This window comes from Pandoraea commovens, assembly GCF_024704525.1.
In the GTDB taxonomy this organism is placed as follows: Bacteria; Pseudomonadota; Gammaproteobacteria; order Burkholderiales; family Burkholderiaceae; genus Pandoraea; species Pandoraea commovens.
Window position 1 is genome coordinate 2,871,182 of the sequence record NZ_CP102780.1, and the last position, 17,317, is coordinate 2,888,498.

At 59.9% G+C, this 17,317-nt stretch carries 19 protein-coding genes; 9 read left to right on the top strand and 10 right to left on the bottom strand.

The features are described from left to right. Position 1: 1 nt before the first annotated feature. From NTU39_RS13170 to NTU39_RS13190, 5 genes are all read right to left on the bottom strand, one after another. Positions 2-553 (bottom strand): lipocalin family protein, encoded by a 552-nt coding sequence (locus NTU39_RS13170; protein WP_257960085.1) that lies wholly within the window; start codon positions 551-553, stop codon positions 2-4. A 38-nt stretch (positions 554-591) separates the two neighbouring features. After that, entirely contained in the window at positions 592-1,707 is a 1,116-nt protein-coding gene (locus tag NTU39_RS13175) for an SAM-dependent methyltransferase (protein ID WP_257959991.1), read from the bottom strand. A 39-nt stretch (positions 1,708-1,746) separates the two neighbouring features. Continuing rightward, positions 1,747-2,538: a DUF1295 domain-containing protein gene (locus NTU39_RS13180; RefSeq protein ID WP_373275404.1), complete on the bottom strand. Its 792-nt coding sequence runs from the start codon at positions 2,536-2,538 to the stop codon at positions 1,747-1,749. A gap of 190 nt (positions 2,539-2,728) precedes the next feature. Then, positions 2,729-3,304 carry a lipocalin family protein gene (locus NTU39_RS13185; protein ID WP_150662563.1) on the bottom strand — a complete coding sequence of 192 codons (576 nt, stop codon included), beginning with the start codon at positions 3,302-3,304 and terminating at the stop codon, positions 2,729-2,731. 34 nt (positions 3,305-3,338) lie between these two features. Then, positions 3,339-4,307 (bottom strand): MerR family transcriptional regulator, encoded by a 969-nt coding sequence (locus NTU39_RS13190; RefSeq protein ID WP_257959993.1) that lies wholly within the window; start codon positions 4,305-4,307, stop codon positions 3,339-3,341. A gap of 349 nt (positions 4,308-4,656) precedes the next feature. On the opposite strand from NTU39_RS13190, the gene NTU39_RS13195 reads away from it, so the two are divergent. Beyond that, the gene (locus NTU39_RS13195) at positions 4,657-5,307 is read left to right on the top strand and encodes a carbonic anhydrase (RefSeq protein WP_150662564.1); all 651 of its coding nucleotides are present in this window, start codon (positions 4,657-4,659) and stop codon (positions 5,305-5,307) included. A gap of 69 nt (positions 5,308-5,376) precedes the next feature. Here the strand turns inward: NTU39_RS13195 and NTU39_RS13200 are convergent, their stop codons facing one another. Genes NTU39_RS13200 through NTU39_RS13220 form a run of 5 tightly spaced genes read right to left on the bottom strand, consistent with a single transcriptional unit; the run spans position 5,377 to position 9,862 of the window. Beyond that, positions 5,377-6,114, bottom strand: a complete 738-nt coding sequence (locus tag NTU39_RS13200) for an amino acid ABC transporter ATP-binding protein (RefSeq protein WP_150662565.1) — start codon at positions 6,112-6,114, stop codon at positions 5,377-5,379. Further along, the gene (gene argH / locus NTU39_RS13205) at positions 6,111-7,616 is read right to left on the bottom strand and encodes an argininosuccinate lyase (protein WP_257959994.1); all 1,506 of its coding nucleotides are present in this window, start codon (positions 7,614-7,616) and stop codon (positions 6,111-6,113) included. The genes NTU39_RS13200 and argH overlap by 4 nt, the downstream gene beginning before the upstream one ends. A gap of 2 nt (positions 7,617-7,618) precedes the next feature. Then, positions 7,619-8,305, bottom strand: coding sequence for an amino acid ABC transporter permease (locus tag NTU39_RS13210; RefSeq protein WP_150662567.1), 687 nt, complete (start codon positions 8,303-8,305; stop codon positions 7,619-7,621). Between the two features lie 14 nt (positions 8,306-8,319). Next, positions 8,320-8,985, bottom strand: coding sequence for an amino acid ABC transporter permease (locus tag NTU39_RS13215; RefSeq protein ID WP_150662568.1), 666 nt, complete (start codon positions 8,983-8,985; stop codon positions 8,320-8,322). A gap of 13 nt (positions 8,986-8,998) precedes the next feature. After that, positions 8,999-9,862 carry a transporter substrate-binding domain-containing protein gene (locus NTU39_RS13220; protein WP_150662569.1) on the bottom strand — a complete coding sequence of 288 codons (864 nt, stop codon included), beginning with the start codon at positions 9,860-9,862 and terminating at the stop codon, positions 8,999-9,001. Positions 9,863-10,093: 231 nt separating this feature from the next. On the opposite strand from NTU39_RS13220, the gene NTU39_RS13225 reads away from it, so the two are divergent. From NTU39_RS13225 to NTU39_RS13260, 8 genes are all read left to right on the top strand, one after another. Further along, positions 10,094-10,996, top strand: coding sequence for a LysR substrate-binding domain-containing protein (locus NTU39_RS13225; protein WP_150662570.1), 903 nt, complete (start codon positions 10,094-10,096; stop codon positions 10,994-10,996). 604 nt (positions 10,997-11,600) lie between these two features. Continuing rightward, positions 11,601-12,011, top strand: a complete 411-nt coding sequence (locus tag NTU39_RS13230) for a DUF4148 domain-containing protein (protein ID WP_150662571.1) — start codon at positions 11,601-11,603, stop codon at positions 12,009-12,011. Positions 12,012-12,284: 273 nt separating this feature from the next. After that, positions 12,285-12,881, top strand: a complete 597-nt coding sequence (locus NTU39_RS13235; protein WP_257959995.1) for a phosphatase PAP2 family protein — start codon at positions 12,285-12,287, stop codon at positions 12,879-12,881. Between the two features lie 23 nt (positions 12,882-12,904). Further along, positions 12,905-13,105: a hypothetical protein gene (locus NTU39_RS13240; protein ID WP_246184375.1), complete on the top strand. Its 201-nt coding sequence runs from the start codon at positions 12,905-12,907 to the stop codon at positions 13,103-13,105. Positions 13,106-13,126: 21 nt separating this feature from the next. Then, entirely contained in the window at positions 13,127-13,885 is a 759-nt protein-coding gene (locus NTU39_RS13245; protein WP_257959996.1) for a COG4705 family protein, read from the top strand. Between the two features lie 23 nt (positions 13,886-13,908). After that, positions 13,909-14,574 (top strand): response regulator transcription factor, encoded by a 666-nt coding sequence (locus NTU39_RS13250; RefSeq protein ID WP_150662574.1) that lies wholly within the window; start codon positions 13,909-13,911, stop codon positions 14,572-14,574. Further along, positions 14,550-15,944, top strand: a complete 1,395-nt coding sequence (locus NTU39_RS13255; RefSeq protein ID WP_174984145.1) for an ATP-binding protein — start codon at positions 14,550-14,552, stop codon at positions 15,942-15,944. The genes NTU39_RS13250 and NTU39_RS13255 overlap by 25 nt, the downstream gene beginning before the upstream one ends. Continuing rightward, the gene (locus NTU39_RS13260) at positions 15,941-16,456 is read left to right on the top strand and encodes a DUF2127 domain-containing protein (protein WP_257959997.1); all 516 of its coding nucleotides are present in this window, start codon (positions 15,941-15,943) and stop codon (positions 16,454-16,456) included. The genes NTU39_RS13255 and NTU39_RS13260 overlap by 4 nt, the downstream gene beginning before the upstream one ends. The last annotated feature ends 861 nt before the right edge of the window (positions 16,457-17,317 follow it).

The following is a 17,317-nucleotide window of genomic DNA, read 5'->3' on the forward strand; positions in this document are numbered from 1 at the left end:
GTCAGTCAGATCCTTCCGATGGGGCGAAGCCGGGCTTCCCGAGTTGCTCAGGAAATTGCGGCACGCGCCGAAAGCGCGAGGTGTCGTAACCCATGGCCGATAAACGTGTTAGTAGCGAGCGATACGTCGCGTCGTCCATCGTTGGGGTACGCGAAAATATCCAGCCCAGCGATTTGTCCGGATAGCCGAGTAGCGTGTAGCGGTATTCCGGGTCCACATACAAAGTGAGTTGCGAAACGTAGATCGGCCAGAAGAGCCGCACCCGCCAATGGCCGCCGCCGCTGCCGGGCACAACGCTGTCGACAAATTGGTAGTGGCGCTCGGGTTGGTCGAACCCGCCTTTGCGACCGTAGAAGTGATCGTCGATGCGTCCGTCTTCGCGTAGCGCCCATTCAGCCCGGCTTGCGACGAAATCGCGCTCGGCGAAATAAGGAATATTGGCAATCACATACCAACGGCCCATATAGCGTGGCAAATCGACCGGTGCGACCTTGAGCGGCACGTCCGCGAGCGGGTTCGGATTGGGCTGCGAGCCGGAGCAACCGGCAAGCATCGCGAAGACGAGTGCCGCGCATGCGGCCGAATGTCGAATCACGGCGTGCCTCCGACCGTGGTTCCGCGTTTTTCGAACAGGTAATGGCCCACACCCCACTGTTGGCCCCGGGCGTAGCCGAAAAGCTCCGCCACGGCCATGTAGAACATGCGCCAGCGCTGAAATTGCAGACGCGCCTGCGCTCCGTAGGCCGCCTCCAGCAGCGGCAGTGTGTTCGCTCTGGAGGCGTCGAGCGCGTTGCCCCAGTCGTTGGCCGTGCGTGCGTAGTGCCGCCCGTCGACCCACCACCGGTCGGCCAGACGCAGGTCGTCCTGGAAGTGAAGCAGCAGATCGGCGCTCGGCATGGTGCCGCCAGTAAAGAAATGTCGCGACATCCAGTCGGAGCCGTCCCGATCCTGGAAGTGATACGCCAGATAGCGATGCGCGAAAATGTGCACGAACAACATTCCGCGCTCGTCGAGCCAGTGCGCGATTTTCTGCATCAGCGCACCGTAATTCTTCATGTGCTCGAACATCTCGATGGAGAGGACGCGGTCGAATCGCGCAGGGACGTCGTCGGAAAAATCGAAGTCCGCGACGTTGCCCGTCACGATCCGAAGGTTGCGCAACCCTCGTTTTTCGGCCGTCGCTTCGATGAACCGTCGTTGACCATGGGAATTGGAAAGCCCGACGATCTGGGCGCCGGGGTACCGCTCGGCCAGCCACAGCGCGAGCGATCCCCATCCGCAGCCGAGATCGAGGATGCGCTGTCCGTCGGCGAGCTGTGCGCGCTCGGCATAACGCGTCAACATTGCCTGTTCGGCTTGCTCAAGTGTTGTCTCCTCGTGCTCGTAATAGCAGCAGGAGTACTTCATCGCAGGACCAAGGTGCGCCTGGAAAAACTCGCTCGGCACCTCGTAGTGCTGTGCATTGGCTTCCTGAGACGCAACGGCAATGGGACTCGCGCGCAGTTCTTTCACGAGCGCCGCCAGCGCCGACACGCCGTGTTCGACATGGTCGGCGTGCTCCTGCCTGAGTCGTTGGCGTATCAACCGGCGCATACCGGCGCGCAACAGCGCGTCGGGCACCACACCCTGCTCACAAAGCCGGATCAATCCCGATGCTTCGGTAGCGCCAGCGCTGACCGAAGGTGGCCGCGTAAGAGAGACAGTCATAGTGTCGTACTCCGGGCATGCGGATGTTGGTCAAGCCGATCACGTCTCGCGAGAGGGTTTCGGCGGCCAGGGGAACAGCGAACTGGTGGTCTTCATGTATTCCCGGTAGGCCGGGCGGGTCGTCATCAGGTGTGCTTCCAGCAGCGGAATGCCCGACACCTTGAGCAGCAGCCATGCCATGAGCAGCGGGGGGAGAAGCGTCGTCCAGCCCCACGGCATCGAGATGGAGAGTGCGGCGTAGCTGAACCAGTGCAGGCATTCGAAGAAATAATTGGGGTGACGCGAGTACCGCCACCAGCCCGCGCGACAGACCTGTCCCCTATGTGCGGGATCGGATACGAAGTTGCGCAACTGGTGGTCAGCAGCCGTCTCTCCTGCGATCGCACTTGCCCAGACTAGCGCCGCGACGCCCACACTCAGCGGCGACGCGGCCTGTGTGCTGAAGGCAGGCACAAAGAACGCGACCGCGAGCAACATTGCTATCACGCCCTGAAATTGGAAGAACCAGAACATGTTGCGGTCGGCCGCCGCCGCCCATCGCTCGCGGAAGGCCCGGTAGCGCGCGTCTTCCGGCTTGCCCCAATTTCGACGCCACAGATGCATAGCAAGGCGCGCGCCCCAGACGCCACCGGCCACTCCGACAAAAATCCGGGTGAGGGCATCCCCGGTGCCCTGTAATGCCACGAAAATGGCCACTGCGGCCAGTGCGGCAGCCCATATGGGATCGACCAGGCCAGCGTTTTTCGTCCGTTTCTGCAATACCCAGGCCAAAGCGAAGGCGATGATCAGTCCGCACAGGGTCATCACAGCAGTCGTTAGCATCGGTGACATATCCGGCATGTGAGTGTCGTTGCGATGTATACGAAGATGGGGCGTCGCCGGATGCACTCCTGACGAGATTTTTTTTAAATGCGGCCGGTGATGTATTTGCGGGAGGCGGGATTCCTGTGACGATCGGCAGACGACCGGTCGACCGTCCTTCTGGCATACCTTGCTGCGGAGGACGGGCTTGCTATGCATGTCATTGGGTTGGGTCCACCCGACTGTGACTCACCCAGATCAGCGACTCAGTATCGACGCCGAGCGTCTTTGCGCGAGCCACGATCTGCTTCATCTGGGCGTCATCAATATGCTTCTCCCGAGCCAGAATCCAGCAATACCCGGTATCGGGTCCGAGCACCAACGCCCATCGATAGTCGGGATCCAGCGCCGCTACATGGTAGCCACCGTAAAAGGGCCCGAAGAACGAAACTTTCAGTGACGCGATTGTCGGCGCCCCGGTGAAGCGCGCTTTGCCGATGGCCTCCTTCCACCGACCGCTCACTGGGTCGAATCCGCGGTTCTGTACTTTGACGCTGCCGTCCTGTGCTGGCGTGTACGTTGCTGATACGTCGGTCATGCCTCGTTCGAATGAGTGGTCCAGACGTGCGAGTTCATACCAACGCCCCTCATAGCGACCGATATCGAATGGCGATACGGGAACCACGCCCGGTGGGGGCTTCGTGCTGGCGCAGGCGGAAAGCAATATCAGCGCGAACGAAAGTAATCCCAGCAGTGGTATGCGCAGTGATGGTCTAGTGCCAGCGAGGTTTCTCATGGTTGACCTATGCAGCGTGATGGGGGACGGAGGGTCAGCGGTCGTCGGGCCGTGGGACAGGCGCGGACAATGGAAGCGACCAGCCCTCATGCTCGACGACCGCAGCCAATGCGTCTTCAAACAATGCGACCGCCTGGTTGGCGGCATCGCCCAGTTGTCGATGAAGCAGGGCGTCGGCCGGGGATCGGGACAAGCATTCGTCGCTATAACGCTCAAAGGCGGCGAGTTGCAGCACCAGTTCAACGAGATGCTTGGGGCATTCACAGGCGATGATCGACGACTGACGCGCCAATTGGCTCAATGTCTCTTCATCAAACCGGCGTGGCGCCCGCGACCAAAGCTGGTGGTGCGCCGACGTTGCGTCATCCTCATGTGCCGATGACTGCACAAAATCGGAAAACAACGCGTGTGTGTGGATCAGGGCATCGGACGTGCGCGCCAGTCGTACTCGCGCAAGCCGAGCCAGTTCGACGGCCTGACGCGTGCCGAATGCATAGACAACGAGTACACGCTCGCAGTGGGCTCGCTGCGCCGCAGAGACGATGGAAAGTACCGTGTCTTCACGCAGCGCCTCGACCCGTACGGCCAGCCCGCTCGCGGCACCGGCCCTGTCGGCGAGCTGCGGAATATCTTCGACGCTATCGAATGACTCGTGGATGACGCCTGCGGGCAAGTCGGGCTTGATGCCGTCCCTGAAGCCGACGACGAACAGCTTTGCGCCGTGCGTGTCATCGGGGACCGAAGCGCTGCCGGCGCCACTCGCCAGTCTCATCAGTTGCGCGTTGTCCAGGCGCGCGATAACCCCGATGGGGCGCCCGCTGTCGACCAGCGATTTGATCGCTCTGAGCCGACTCACATCCTCGTCTGAATAAAGACGCTGTCCGGAGGCGCTGGTAGGCGGGGAGATCACGCCATACCTCTGCTCCCATATTCGCAACGTCGCCGCTGGCATGTTGACGAGTTTTGCGGCCTCGCCGCTTCGATAACGTCTCGCTGAACTCACGGGGGCGTTCGCTCCAAATGATGTTGTGATTCGAATCAAATCTCTGACTCAAACCGTAGTCCATGAATTCAATTGAGTCAATAATCGGACTCAAAATTGTACTTATCGAAGATTGTGAGTTTGCATTATGATTCGCTCATAACTCATTGGAGTCTTAGGGGCGCCACCCCGGACGGTCTGTAATTTGCCTCGCATCGATGCGACGCTCAGCCTGCACCAACGCCGAATTCGCCCGACAGGTCATTGGGCTTGTGGAGGCGGATAGGGGATAATGAGCGCCGGTCGATGGCGGATCATTGCTGTGCAGAACGATCGCCCTCGCACCGACGTCTTAACTCAGAGATTTGCTATGCGTGACATCATTGACGGTTTTCTGCGTTTCCAGCGGGAGGCCTTTCCTCAGCGCGTCGAGCTTTTCAAGCGGCTCGCCACGAGTCAGAACCCCAAAGCCCTCTTTGTTACCTGTTCGGATAGCCGTGTCGTTCCGGAGCTGCTCACGCAGCGCGAGCCCGGCGAGCTGTTCGTCATTCGCAATGCGGGAAACATCGTTCCGTCATACGGACCGGAGCCGGGTGGCGTTTCCGCTACGGTCGAGTACGCGGTTTCGGTACTGGGGGTACAGGACATCGTGATCTGCGGTCACTCGGACTGCGGTGCGATGGGCGCGATTTCACGCTGCACCTGCCTCGACCACATGCCTGCGGTGGCCAACTGGCTACGTCACGCCGACGCCGCGAAGGCCATCAACGCAGCGCATTCGTATGACACACCTGGTGCGAAGCTCGACGGGCTGGTCAGGGAGAATGTGATTGCGCAGTTGGCGAACATTCGCACGCATCCGTCGGTCGCCCTGGCACTTGAGCAGGGTCGTATGAACCTGCATGGATGGGTGTACGACATCGAAACCGGCGGCATCGACGCGCTTGACGGTGAGACCCGCAAGTTCGTCCCGCTGGCCGACTCGCCGAACACGGTGGCCGTCGCCTCTCGCAGTCGATAACGAGAGGGGCTGCGCAGCGTTGCGCGACGCTGCGCAACCCCTGGTCGGTACGAATCGGCGCGATGCCGTTCAGCGCAGCACGCTGCTAAGAAACTGCTGCGTTCGCGCTTCTTTCGGCGCACCGAAAATCTCGGCGGGAGAGCCACTCTCGACGATTCGCCCGTGGTCGAAGAAGATGACCCGATCGGCGACCTCCCGGGCAAAGGCCATCTCATGCGTGACGACGATCATCGTCATGCCATCACGCGCGAGATCGCGCATCACGCCGAGCACTTCGCCGACGGTTTCCGGATCCAGCGCGGACGTCGGTTCATCGAACAGCATGAGCTTCGGCTTCATCGCCAGCGCTCGCACAATCGCGACACGCTGCTGCTGCCCACCCGAGAGCGACACCGGGTACGCGTTCGCCTTATGGCCCAGCCCGACGCGTGCCAGCAGTGCATGCGCGGTCTGCTCGGCGTCGGCCTGCGTCATTCGTCCGAGCTTGACCGGTGCCAGTGTGATGTTGCGCAAAATGGTCAGATGCGGGAACAGCGTGTAATCCTGAAACACCATGCCGACATCCTCGCGCAGCCGGGCCATCGCCCGATGGTCGCGCACGTTGGTGGCGGCGTCGCCGAGCGTCACCGTGCCGTCGGTCGGTGTCTCGAGACTGTTCAGGCAGCGGATCAGCGTCGATTTTCCCGATCCGCTCGGTCCGATGACGACCACAACCTGTCCCGGATAGACGTCGAGGTCCACGCCGTTGACCACCTGATGCGGGCCGAAGTGCTTACGGAGTCCGCGAATCGAGAGGAGTGCGTTCATTGCAGTCCCGCCAGCGCGCGGGTAGCGCTTTGCAGTGCCTGCCGGGCATCCGCCAGACGGGTGTGCCAGCCGACGAGGGTTGTACGGGCGTCGTCGAGCCTGACCTGAGCGTCCTCCAGGTGCGCGCGCAGGGTTTGCGGATTCGGGCTGCCCGCCGACGCTCGCCCGGCGACATTGCTCGCCGGGTCCAGACAGGCGCGCACCGAGGCGGCGTCGATGCCTAGCGGCGCGCCAAGCTGCTCGCGCGCAGCGGCTTCGACCATGGCGACATCGATCTTGTCGGCCGGCACGCCGTGGTCCATTGCACTGCGCACCACCGACCCGACGACATGATGCGCGGCCCGGAACGAGAGGTCGTGTTCGCGCACCATATGGTCGGCCAGGGCGGTCGCCGTCGAGAAGTCTTCGGCGGCCAGTCGGCCCGCACGCGAGGCAACCGGTCGCGCCGTGCGCAGCACGAGTTCGAGCAGTTGCAGGCACCGGATGGCCTCGCGCGCTGTGTCCCAGAAGCCTTGGGTACCTTCGCGACTGGCATCGCCGGAGTGGGTAAAGTTCGTGCCCTTGATCGCCATCGCGCTGGCCATCAGCGCGGCGACGATCTGTCCGGTGCGTCCTTTCAGATATTCGAGTACGACCGGATTCTTCTTCTGCGGCATGATGCTCGACGTCGTGGCGACACTGTCCGGGAATTCAATTAGCCCAAATTCGTGCGTGGTCCACACGAAATAGTCTTGTGCGACGCGGCTCCACAGCACCGCGAGCAGGCTCAGGTCGGCAATGCTCTCCAGAATGAAGTCGCGCGAGCCTACAGCATCGAGCGCATTGTCCACATACGTATCGAAGCCGAGCAAGTCGGCGGTGCGCTGACGATCGATCGCGAATGGCGTGCCAGCGAATGCTGCGGCGCCGAGCGGGGAGACGTTCATGTTCGTGAGCGTATCCATGAGGCGACGGGTGTCGCGCTCAAGCGCCTGTGCGACCCCTGCGAGATAGAAGCCGTAGGTGATCGGTTGCGCCGGTTGCAAATGCGTGTAGCCGGGCATGACGATGTCCGCGTGGTGGGCGGCTTGCACCAATGCCGTCTCGCGCACGCGCAACAGGGCGTCGACAAGGTCGAGCAGCACGGCGCGTCCACGCAGGCGGTCGAGCGTTGCAAGAATGTCATTGCGGCTGCGCCCTGTGTGCATCCGTCCGCCGACGTCTGCACCGACGTTGTCCATCAGGTGCGCTTCGTAATTGAAATAGCTGTCTTCCCGACTGGGATCGAGCGGTACGGCGGCCGGGCCTGCGTCCTCCATCGCGAGAATGCCGCGCGCAAGCGCCGACGCATGTTCGGGGCGAATCAGGCCTTGTTCGGCCAGCATCACGACATGTGCCTTGTTGATGTCGCCGAGCGGGACGAAGGTTTCGTCGAAGCCGTCGAGGCGAGGTTTGAAGATGATGTCGTTGACTTCGGGCGCGGCGGCTTCGGTGAGCCGGCGACTGACTTTGGAGGTGGACATGTTCAGCCTTGTTGGGGAAAGGAACGAACGGGCTCGCGTTGCAGGCGTCGTTCGAGGTAACGGGACAGCGCGCTCAGTGCCGAGCAAACGATGAAATAGACGATGAGAACGAAACCGTAGACTTCGAAAGCCGGATTGCGGCCCTGCATGACGGTGACGCGCTCGATGATGTTCTGATTGATCTTGAGGAACTCGCTTACGCCGATCAGGGCGCCGAGCGAAGTCGACTGGACCAGTAGCGTGAGTAGTCCTGTATAGGCAGGCAGAATTGCGCCGACCGATTGCGGTCCGATCACGTAGCGGTAGATCTGCCAGCGGCGCAGACCGAGGGCAGCCGCGCTCTTCCACTGATGCGGGGGAACGGACAGGATGCCGCCGGAGACGACGACCGTCCCGTTGGCGCCGCCCCATAGCGACAACCCGACTGTGGCCGCAACGAAAGGGCTGAGATCCAGACCGAACATCGGTGCGACGAAGAAGACGCAAAACACATTGACGATCAGCGGAATCGAGCGAAACAGCTCGACGTAGCCGTGAATCGTCGCCTTAAGCCAGCGGGAGGGCAGGGTGGCCAGCACCCCTAGCACCAGAGAGATCGCCGTCGTGCACAGCAGGACTGTTCCGGCGAGGGCCAGTGTCATGCCCAGCCCTTTGGCGATGAGCAACCAGTTTTCGAGAATGACGTGCATGGTGAGCAAGCGCCTCAATGAGTGCGGAACGGTCGTTGCATCCAGGCGGAGAGCCGGTGCGCGAGCAGAGAAAGCGCGGCGACCATGCACAGGTACAGCACGAGGATTGCGCCGAACATCTCGAGTGGACGGAAGTCTGTCGCGATGCGGTCGACGGCGACGAACGTCAGTTCCATGAGCCCGATGGCTTGCAAGTACGAGGAGTTCTTAAGCAGCGAGATCGCAGTGTTGAGCATGCCGGGCAGCGCATGACGCAAGGCGATCGGCAAAGCGATGAGCGTGAAGTAGTGCCACGGACGCAGCGACAGGGCATGACACGACTCGTACATGCGACGTCCAACGCTGGCCATGCCACCGCGCAGATTCTCGATCTGATACGCGCCAGCCCACAGGGAGAGGCAAAGCACGCCGGAGGTGAACAGCGACAGGCCGAGGCCGATCGCCGGGAGTCCGTAAAAGATGAAAAACAACTGCACGAGAATCGGTGTGTTGCGCATCAATTCCACGTACCCGGTGACGATCTGCGAGAGCACTGGCACACGAAACAGGCGAACGGCGCAACCGGCGATGCCGATCAACGCGGAGCAGACAATGGCGATGACCGACACTTCCAGCGTCATCAGCGCTCCGCGCCAGAGCGCGGGCCATTGCGCAAGCAGGTAGGCGACGTCGAAATCCATGATCGGCACCCGCTTACAGCGTTTCCTTCGGACGTCCCTGCTGGAACACCGACAGGTAATAGCTACGAATCGATTCCGGCACATTGAGCTTGACCCATTGCACGAATCGGCCTTCGTAGCGCATGCGGGCAATGGTTGCCGACAGGTAGTCGCGCCAGGCGGCCTCGTTCTTGCGCACGCCGATGGCGGCGTCCGAAATCTGGAAGTACTGACCCAGCAGCTTGGCCTGCGGATCCTGCGCGGCGGCGACGACGAGCGTGGCGGCGTCGTGCGTGTAGGCATCCGCGCGCCCCTGACGGAAGGTTTGCATGGCGTCGGCGGCGGTATTCAGCCGCAGCATTTTCACCTCGGGCATGTGGTCCTCGAACCACTTGGCCTGCACCGAGCCTTTGAGCGCGACGAGGGTCTTTCCTTTGAGGTCGGCGATGGAGTTGATACCGCTGTCGCGACGAACCACAACGTCGCTCGCCCCCCAGCGGTACGGCTGCGTGAAGTCGATCACACGGGCGCGCTCGGGCGAAACGCCCAGTGTTGCGATCAACAGATCGACTTTGCGTCCGAGGAGTTGTGGCACGCGATTCTCTGCGGTCACGCAGGTGAAGACCGCTTTGTCCTTGCCGCCGAGCGCCCATTCGGCGATCTGACGTCCCATTTCGACTTCCACACCGGCGAATGCACCGCTGCTGTCCTGATAGCCATAAGGCGGTTGATCGCAACGCACGCCGACGCGCAATTGGTTCTGCGCTTTGATTTCAGCCGGGACCGGAGGCAGGTCGCCCGGCGCGGCACTGGCCTGACGGATGGTTAGGGTCGTCAGGGCGAGCACGGCGGAAGCAGCCGCTAGGGAAGTAACGAACAAGCGTGGCAGGCGTGACATCGATGGCTCCTGAAGCGAAAAGGGCGGTTGGAACATCTGAGCGGCCGCGCATCGGTAGGTCGGGAACGTTGCCCCACGCCGCGCAGACGGGATACGAACGACTGTAGTCGGATGTAGGCATTCTTAAAAATCACAATACAATACGAGGCTATACATTTTTGATATGCCCTGTATTGACGATGAAGGTGTCGATGGGGGAACGACGCGCGAGCACGCCGGGGGAAGGTGACGATGAAATTCAAGCAGGTGGAGGCATTTCGGGCGGTGATCCAGACCGGATCCATGACGGCCGCTGCGGAGGCGTTACATACGTCACAGCCGAACATCAGCCGGCTGATAGGGCAGTTGGAGGAGAGCGCCGGATTTCGTCTGTTTGAGCGGATCAATGGACGTTTGCAACTGACCGACGAGGGCGCAGAACTGTTTCGCGACGTCGAGCGCGCGTTCGTGAGCTTGAAAAGTCTGGAGGACTCGGCGCAACAGATTCGCCGTTCCGGCACCGGGCGTTTGCGCGTGGGGGCTGTGCCTTCGATTGCGCTGACGCAAATGCCTGAAGCGATTCGCCGGTTCAGGCAAGCGCATCCGGGGGTAGCGGTCTCGTTATTGACAAACGATTCGCCGCGCGTGGCTTATTGGGTCGCGTCGCAGTTCTGCGATTTGGGGGTGACGTCGTACGTTAGCCGGGATGTCTCCGGCATCGAAGCGACGAAGATCAGTGAAGTTGCGGGCGTCTGCGCGTTCCCCGTGGGACATCGGTTGCGGGATCTGGAGGTGGTGACGCCTGCCGATCTCGAGTACGAGCCGTTCATCGCGCTGTCATTGGTGGACGGCACGCGCATGAAAATTGACCAGCGCTTTCGTGAGGCTGGTGTGGAGCTACGGCACAAGGAACTTGAAACGCCATACGAAGCGACGGTGTGTGCCATGGTGGCCAGCGGACTGGGCGTGAGCATCGTGAGCCGTTCGGTCGCCCAGGCATATGTCGGCCGTGGACTGGAGTATCGACCGTTCGCGCCCGAAGTGCTGTTCGCCACGCATCTTTTGCGAGCGGAACACGTCCCGCACAGTCTGCTTGCCCAACGCTTTGCCGCTACGCTGCTCGAAGTGGTCGAGGGGACGGCGTTGGGGGGATGACTTAGTTTGGCGCGTTCAGTGCTGAGGTCGTTGAATCCCGTTATCCGTCTATGGGGCCTATCATTCAATTTGCGCCTATGTCATTTGATGGTTCTCACCGACGTGGGGAAATTATGGTTTGGGCAGGACTCGGGAGGACTCAACTCCTCATCAAGAGAGACGCTGCCATCGGGGGGGCGTTACCGCCAGCACCGAGCGCAGAACATGCTTGGCCGTTGCGCTCGGACGAGCTATTGCGGGCGGCTGGGTATGACCCGGAAGCGATGCGTTGGCGTACAGAAACCGGTCGTCCGTGGCGAATCAGTCCAACGCAAATGATCGCCGTTCTACTCTGCGCAGCGCTCGGCCCTGTGCTCGCACTTGCCACACTCGCGGCGATCGTCCGAGTCGTGGTCATATTGCTCTAGGCATTCGGCTACGCGCAGGAAGGTTGTCTCCGAATCACTAGAGCGGTCGATTGCAATCCCGACGACAGATAGAGGCTATGACCTCATACGTTGCGCTAAGGATCTGCTAAGGCTTCACGCCTACGATCAAGTTGAAGGTTTCGCGATGAGTTTGTGATCGCACCTTCACATTGATCGTCAACCTTAGGAGCACAATCATGAAGACTTCATATATTGCCGTATTGGTTGCCGTGCTGGGTCTGGTCGGCGCTGTCCAAACCAATGCCCAAGCAGCAACTCCCCATTCGATGGTGTCCAGCAGCGCAGCGACCGATTCACTCACGCGAGCACAGGTGTATCGGCAACTGGTGAGCGCAGAAAAGCGCGGGCTTCTGCAACAAGGCGACACCGTCTATCCCGAAACTGCGGCGAGTTACGGCCCGCATGCGCATGTCTCGCGGCTCTCCGTCGATAACAGTCTGGCCCGTGCGGAGCGGCACGGCTTGCTGACGCAGCCAGGGAACGAATATCCGGCAATCCACACCGCGATGCGAAAAGGCACAGCCTGGGCACCGAAGATACTGGTCGCAGGCGAGTCGTCGATCCAGCATCTGTATGAAAACCCGTGAGACTGCGCGCCAGTCAAAATCTCCTCAACCGGTCGTCTATCGCACAAATGAGGGCTTGCTAAGTCTTTGCTAAGTGTCGTGCCTCAGAATTTTACGTAGCGGGCCACGCTTTACCAACACGGGGTGCTTCGGGATGGCACGTCGCACAAGATAGCAAAGTCACCCAGCAGCTTGTCAATTCGCCCGCGCATCGCTTGGGTGCTCGCGGGCGATTGCAATTGGCTTTCTCTCGGATGAGGGTAGCCGAAACGCACTTCTCGTCTCACAAGTCCTATGGAACACTTAAACGACACGCTTTTCCTGCTGCTTAACGCGCGGGCTTTACCTACGCCGCCGATGTTCGCGCTCGCGACGTTTCTGGCACAGTATTTAATACTGGCTGTTCCGGTCGGACTGGTCGTAGCGTGGATGCGTGTCACCGAGACGCAACGACGCGAGTTGATCGCGGCCGCCGTCGCCGGCGTCGTCGGATTGGCGCTCAATCAAGCGATCGGCTGGGTATGGCAGCATCCCCGCCCCTTTGTGATGGGGATAGGTCATACCTATCTTGCACATGCCGCCGACAGTTCATTTCCCAGCGACCACCTGACATTGATTTGGTCGGTCGCCTTTGCGTTAGTTGCCAACAAGCGCACACGCATCGCAGGAATAGTCACCATGATGCTTGGCGTATCCGTGGCTTGGGCACGCATTTTTCTGGGTGTTCACTTTCCGCTGGATATGGTCGGCTCTGTAATCGTTGCGGGCACGGCCTCATGGCTGGTCACTCAACAGATGGACTGGCTGCTGGCCCCCGCATTCCGCCTGACGATGACGATATATCACAAGATCTTCGCACGATTTATCGACCGCGGATGGGTGAGGGCGTAGGCATCTGATGCCGATCGAACTAAGTGTGCCCTAAGCGTCCTGTTGGAAAATTCCGCCGTAATCACGAGCTGGGAACAACGGCAGGCGACTGGGTAGCCGAAGTTCTGAATCTGGGCTATGCCAATTCAGCGTTGATGTTCGGCGCCTTGCTTGCCGTGGCGGCTGTGGCGCTCGTTCTCTATCTGTCAATAGCCGACTGCGCAGCCGCGCGTCAGCAAACCTGAGTTCTCACACTATCTCCAACCATGAACACAACCGTACAGAAGACGCTAAGCAAGGTCCCCGAGGTCACGCTCTTGTTCTGGGTGCTCAAGATTGCCGCAACGACGCTGGGCGAGACGGGCGGCGACGCCGTTTCCATGTCGATGAATCTCGGTTACCTGATTGGCACGGCGATTTTTGCGGTGATCTTTGCCGTCGCCGTCACGGCGCAAATTCGCACCAAGGCATTCTCGCCCATGCTGTATTGGGCGACGATCATCGCGACGACGACGGTCGGCACGACGCTCGCGGATTTTGCCGACCGTTCATTGGGCATCGGTTATGCCGGAGGGACGTCGATCCTTCTCGCGTTGCTGCTCGGCTCGCTTTGGATCTGGTACCGGACTATGGGGTCGGTATCCGTGCACACGGTCAATTCACCGAAAGCGGAAGTATTCTATTGGGTGACGATCATGTTCTCGCAGACGCTGGGGACTGCGCTTGGAGACTGGACCGCGGACACCGCCGGTTTGGGGTACACAGGTGCCGCGGTAGTCTTCGGCGCTCTCCTGCTGGTCCTGGTCGCAGCGTACCTGTGGACTCGCACATCACGCACGTTCCTGTTCTGGGCCGCGTTTATTCTGACGCGTCCACTGGGAGCGGTCGTCGGGGACTTTCTGGACAAGCCGGTCAGCGCCGGAGGCCTTGCGCTCAGCCGCTATTCGGCATCGTTCGCGCTATTGGCATTCATCCTGACAAGTTTGATACTGTTTAGGCAACGTGCGGCGGCGAAAGCGCACTGACCAGCGGCGTGAAAGGACATGAGATGCGAATTTTGCTCGTCGAAGACGACCCGATGATTGGCAGCGTCGTTCATGACTCGCTTAAGGACGCGACATTCGCAGTCGATTGGGTCAACGATGGGCAAGCGGCGCTGGCCGCCGCGGACTGCCAGCATTACGACCTGATGCTGCTCGATCTTGGCCTGCCGCATAAAGATGGTCACGCAGTCCTACAAAGTCTTCGGGCCAAAGGGCAGCGCGTTCCAGTCATTATCGTCACCGCACGGGACGCATTGTCGGAACGGCTCAAGGGTCTGGATGCTGGGGCAGACGATTACATTCTGAAGCCGTTCGACATGGCCGAATTGCTGGCCCGCATTCGTGCGGTGATGCGCCGCCAGTCGGGGCAGGCTTTGCCCATCATGACGAATGGTGTCGTCACGCTCGATCCGGGTACGCGCGAGGCGCAAACGACAGACTCGGAGGCGGTGCAACTGTCCAATCGGGAGTTCGCGCTGCTTCAAGCGCTCCTGACACGCCCAGGCGCGATTTTGTCGCGCAGCGATCTTGAAGATCGGATTTATGGGTGGGGCGAGGAGGTCGAGAGTAATGCAATCGAGTTTCTCATCCATTCACTTCGCAAGAAGCTTGGTGCGAGCACCATCAAGAACGTGAGGGGAGCAGGATGGATGGTCTTAAAGGGCGACTGAACGATTCCATTCGCCTGCGCTTGAGTTTATGGCTCTCGATCGCCATTCTTGTATTTGCCGTCATTGCAGGCGTGATCTCGTTTGGCGCCGCGTTCGATGAGGCTCATGAACTTCAGGACGACGTTTTGCGACAAGTTGCTGCGCTCGTCGACAACAATAATTTGCCCGCCAGCGAATTTCGCAATATTCAAGCACCACAGACAAGCGGTGAAGATGCGCGGGTTGTCGTCCAGCGCCTTGCGATGGCGCCCCCGCCTGGCAGCGGCGTGAGCGATGGTGACGACAAACTGCCTCTGCCCTTGACTTTGACAATGCCCGATGGGCTCGCGACCGTAATGGTCGGCGGAGAACCCTACCGCGTGTTTGCGAAGACTCTGAAATCCGGTGAGCGAATCGCTGTCGCGCAAGAAACCGACGTTCGAGACGAAATCGCCCGCACCAGCGCGATCCGCACTGTCATGCCGTTGGTTGCCTTCGTTCCGGTGCTGCTCCTTGTGGTCGGCTGGCTTGTACGGCGAATTTTCCGTCCCGTGGCGAGCCTTTCTCGCGAGATCGATCAGCGCCAGTACAGCGAGCTGCATGCGGTGCCGACCGAACATCTGCCCAACGAAATTCGCCCCTTCCTTCAAGCGATCAACAATCTGCTCTCGCGTGTAGCGACCTCCGTCGATGCGCAGCACCGCTTCGTTGCCGACGCTGCACATGAGCTACGCACGCCGCTCACGGCACTCTCGTTGCAGGCCGAGCGACTCGCCGACGCGCCGATGTCTGAGACGGCGAGCGAGCGTCTGATCGAATTGAGGCACGGAATCGAGCGAAGTCGGCACCTGCTTGATCATTTGCTCACCTTATCCAGTGTACAAGCCACGCAGCGAGACGCGCAGGCTTACACCAATTCCGTGCTTACGGTGTTCCGACATACGCTTGAGACGCTCTATCCGCTCGCCGAAGCCAAGCAGATCGACATCGGTATTGACGAGCATGGGGACGTAGCGCTGCCGGTGAGCGAGGCGGACTTGGGCGTTCTGATGAAAAACCTCGTCGACAACGCAATTCGTTACACACCGGCAGGCGGGCGCATCGATCTGGTGCTGGAATCCAATGGGTGGCAGACCGTATTGAGCGTCAGGGACACGGGGCCAGGCATTGAGCCGCAGGAACGGGAGCGCGTCTTCGACCCGTTTTACCGAATTCTCGGAACGGTGCAAACGGGGTCGGGCCTCGGGCTGTCAATCGTTAAGGCAATCGCTGACAAGTTTGGTGCTCGCGTGCACTTTGCATATACCGACGAAAGTACGCGCCGCGGCTTGAGTGTGAGCGTTATCGTCCCGAACGCGTTGGTAATGAACCAGGAGGGGAGAGGCTCGTGACGCCGTTTTCGGACACCACGGAGAAACGCCTGCACTGGGTATTTGAGACAAGCTTGTGGATCAAGGCACTTTTTGCACTGTCCGAGATCCTCGCGGGCGTTTTAGCATATTTCGTTCCCACGCACGTGTTCCTGTCGATCGTGCTGCGGTTCTCAGGTAACGAACTGACTGAAGATCCACATGACATCGTGGCGGGCTTCTTGTTGCATGCCGTGCAACATCTTTCGGTGGGCTCGCAGAAGTTTGCCGCGATCTACCTGCTTGCTCACGGTATCGTCAAGTTTTGGCTGATCGTTGGGCTACTGCGCGAACGCCTCTGGTATTTCCCGGTATCGATGGTCGCGTTTGCGCTATTTATTGCGTACCAGTTGTATCGGTACACATACACACATTCGATTTGGCTATTGTTGCTTTCGGCGCTCGATCTTGGAGTCATTGTGCTGACATGGCATGAGTATCGCCATGTGAAGCAACAAGTACTGGCGAGGTCTGTTCCACAGATTCAGCACTAATAGTGGATGTCATCGTCATAATTTTCGGATGTTGCCGGCACGCCAAAGACCGTTTGATCGGCGTGCCTTTGCACTTGCATCCCAGTGTAGGTGTTTTATGATTCGCATAATGTACATTATGTTAAATGATGGATGGGAGTGGTTGAGCGAATACCCGTTCCCTACCATCTCCGACGATTTCGAGGCTTATAGTAACCGGACACGATATAGGTGTTCCTTCGGTTTGCTCTCGACAGAATGTTGGCGCTTTCGGTGTTTGCTCGGATAGGCTCAACATTCTGTCGAGCCTCAACGGCATCGCACTTTTGGACCTAAATTCCGTCCGTATCCACAGATAACTGTCCAGAGGGGCGAATTTTCGCGAGCCCGCGTCGATACCCGCGTTTCTTCTTAGTGATTGCTATAAGATTTGGTGGAGATGTGCAGTAACCAAACATGAAGTCTCAGTCACTTCGATGGACCTGGCCAGCCAGGGTACACACATGGCAATAAGCGAAAAAGTCCGCCTCCTAAGTCAGTTCATGCCTGCGGGCTTCCGCACATTCGAGCGCAACGGTCGCTCGTATATAGCGCTAGACAAGGTTCCTTACGAGTGGTCCGAAATAATCCCTAGGTGGTTAATGGTTCAACCTGCCCGCGTCGAACACGACTCCCCGGATTGCGATCTCATTGAGATCGAGCCAGGCAACCAAGCAGCAGGCATGGCTATGACTGCAACTGCGTGGGCGGATTTTGTGCACTGGATCGGCCACGTGGCCAAAGATCGACTAAACGTGCTGGAAGAGCGCGCAGAGAGGGGCGAACAGATTGGGCTTCTATGAGCGAACTGCCATTTGATATTAACAGCGCCGATGCCCTCGG

Excerpts from the sequence above, each read along its gene's own strand:
- NTU39_RS13170 (WP_257960085.1), bottom strand. The coding sequence starts at position 553 with ATGCTTGCCGGTTGCTCCGGCTCGCAGCCCAATCCGAACCCGCTCGCG.
- NTU39_RS13175 (WP_257959991.1), bottom strand. The coding sequence starts at position 1,707 with ATGACTGTCTCTCTTACGCGGCCACCTTCGGTCAGCGCTGGCGCTACC.
- NTU39_RS13180 (WP_373275404.1), bottom strand. The coding sequence starts at position 2,538 with ATGTCACCGATGCTAACGACTGCTGTGATGACCCTGTGCGGACTGATC.
- NTU39_RS13185 (WP_150662563.1), bottom strand. The coding sequence starts at position 3,304 with ATGAGAAACCTCGCTGGCACTAGACCATCACTGCGCATACCACTGCTG.
- NTU39_RS13195 (WP_150662564.1), top strand. The coding sequence starts at position 4,657 with ATGCGTGACATCATTGACGGTTTTCTGCGTTTCCAGCGGGAGGCCTTT.
- NTU39_RS13200 (WP_150662565.1), bottom strand. The coding sequence starts at position 6,114 with ATGAACGCACTCCTCTCGATTCGCGGACTCCGTAAGCACTTCGGCCCG.
- argH (WP_257959994.1), bottom strand. The coding sequence starts at position 7,616 with ATGTCCACCTCCAAAGTCAGTCGCCGGCTCACCGAAGCCGCCGCGCCC.
- NTU39_RS13210 (WP_150662567.1), bottom strand. The coding sequence starts at position 8,305 with ATGCACGTCATTCTCGAAAACTGGTTGCTCATCGCCAAAGGGCTGGGC.
- NTU39_RS13215 (WP_150662568.1), bottom strand. The coding sequence starts at position 8,985 with ATGGATTTCGACGTCGCCTACCTGCTTGCGCAATGGCCCGCGCTCTGG.
- NTU39_RS13220 (WP_150662569.1), bottom strand. The coding sequence starts at position 9,862 with ATGTCACGCCTGCCACGCTTGTTCGTTACTTCCCTAGCGGCTGCTTCC.
- NTU39_RS13225 (WP_150662570.1), top strand. The coding sequence starts at position 10,094 with ATGAAATTCAAGCAGGTGGAGGCATTTCGGGCGGTGATCCAGACCGGA.
- NTU39_RS13230 (WP_150662571.1), top strand. The coding sequence starts at position 11,601 with ATGAAGACTTCATATATTGCCGTATTGGTTGCCGTGCTGGGTCTGGTC.
- NTU39_RS13235 (WP_257959995.1), top strand. The coding sequence starts at position 12,285 with ATGGAACACTTAAACGACACGCTTTTCCTGCTGCTTAACGCGCGGGCT.
- NTU39_RS13245 (WP_257959996.1), top strand. The coding sequence starts at position 13,127 with ATGAACACAACCGTACAGAAGACGCTAAGCAAGGTCCCCGAGGTCACG.
- NTU39_RS13250 (WP_150662574.1), top strand. The coding sequence starts at position 13,909 with ATGCGAATTTTGCTCGTCGAAGACGACCCGATGATTGGCAGCGTCGTT.
- NTU39_RS13255 (WP_174984145.1), top strand. The coding sequence starts at position 14,550 with ATGGATGGTCTTAAAGGGCGACTGAACGATTCCATTCGCCTGCGCTTG.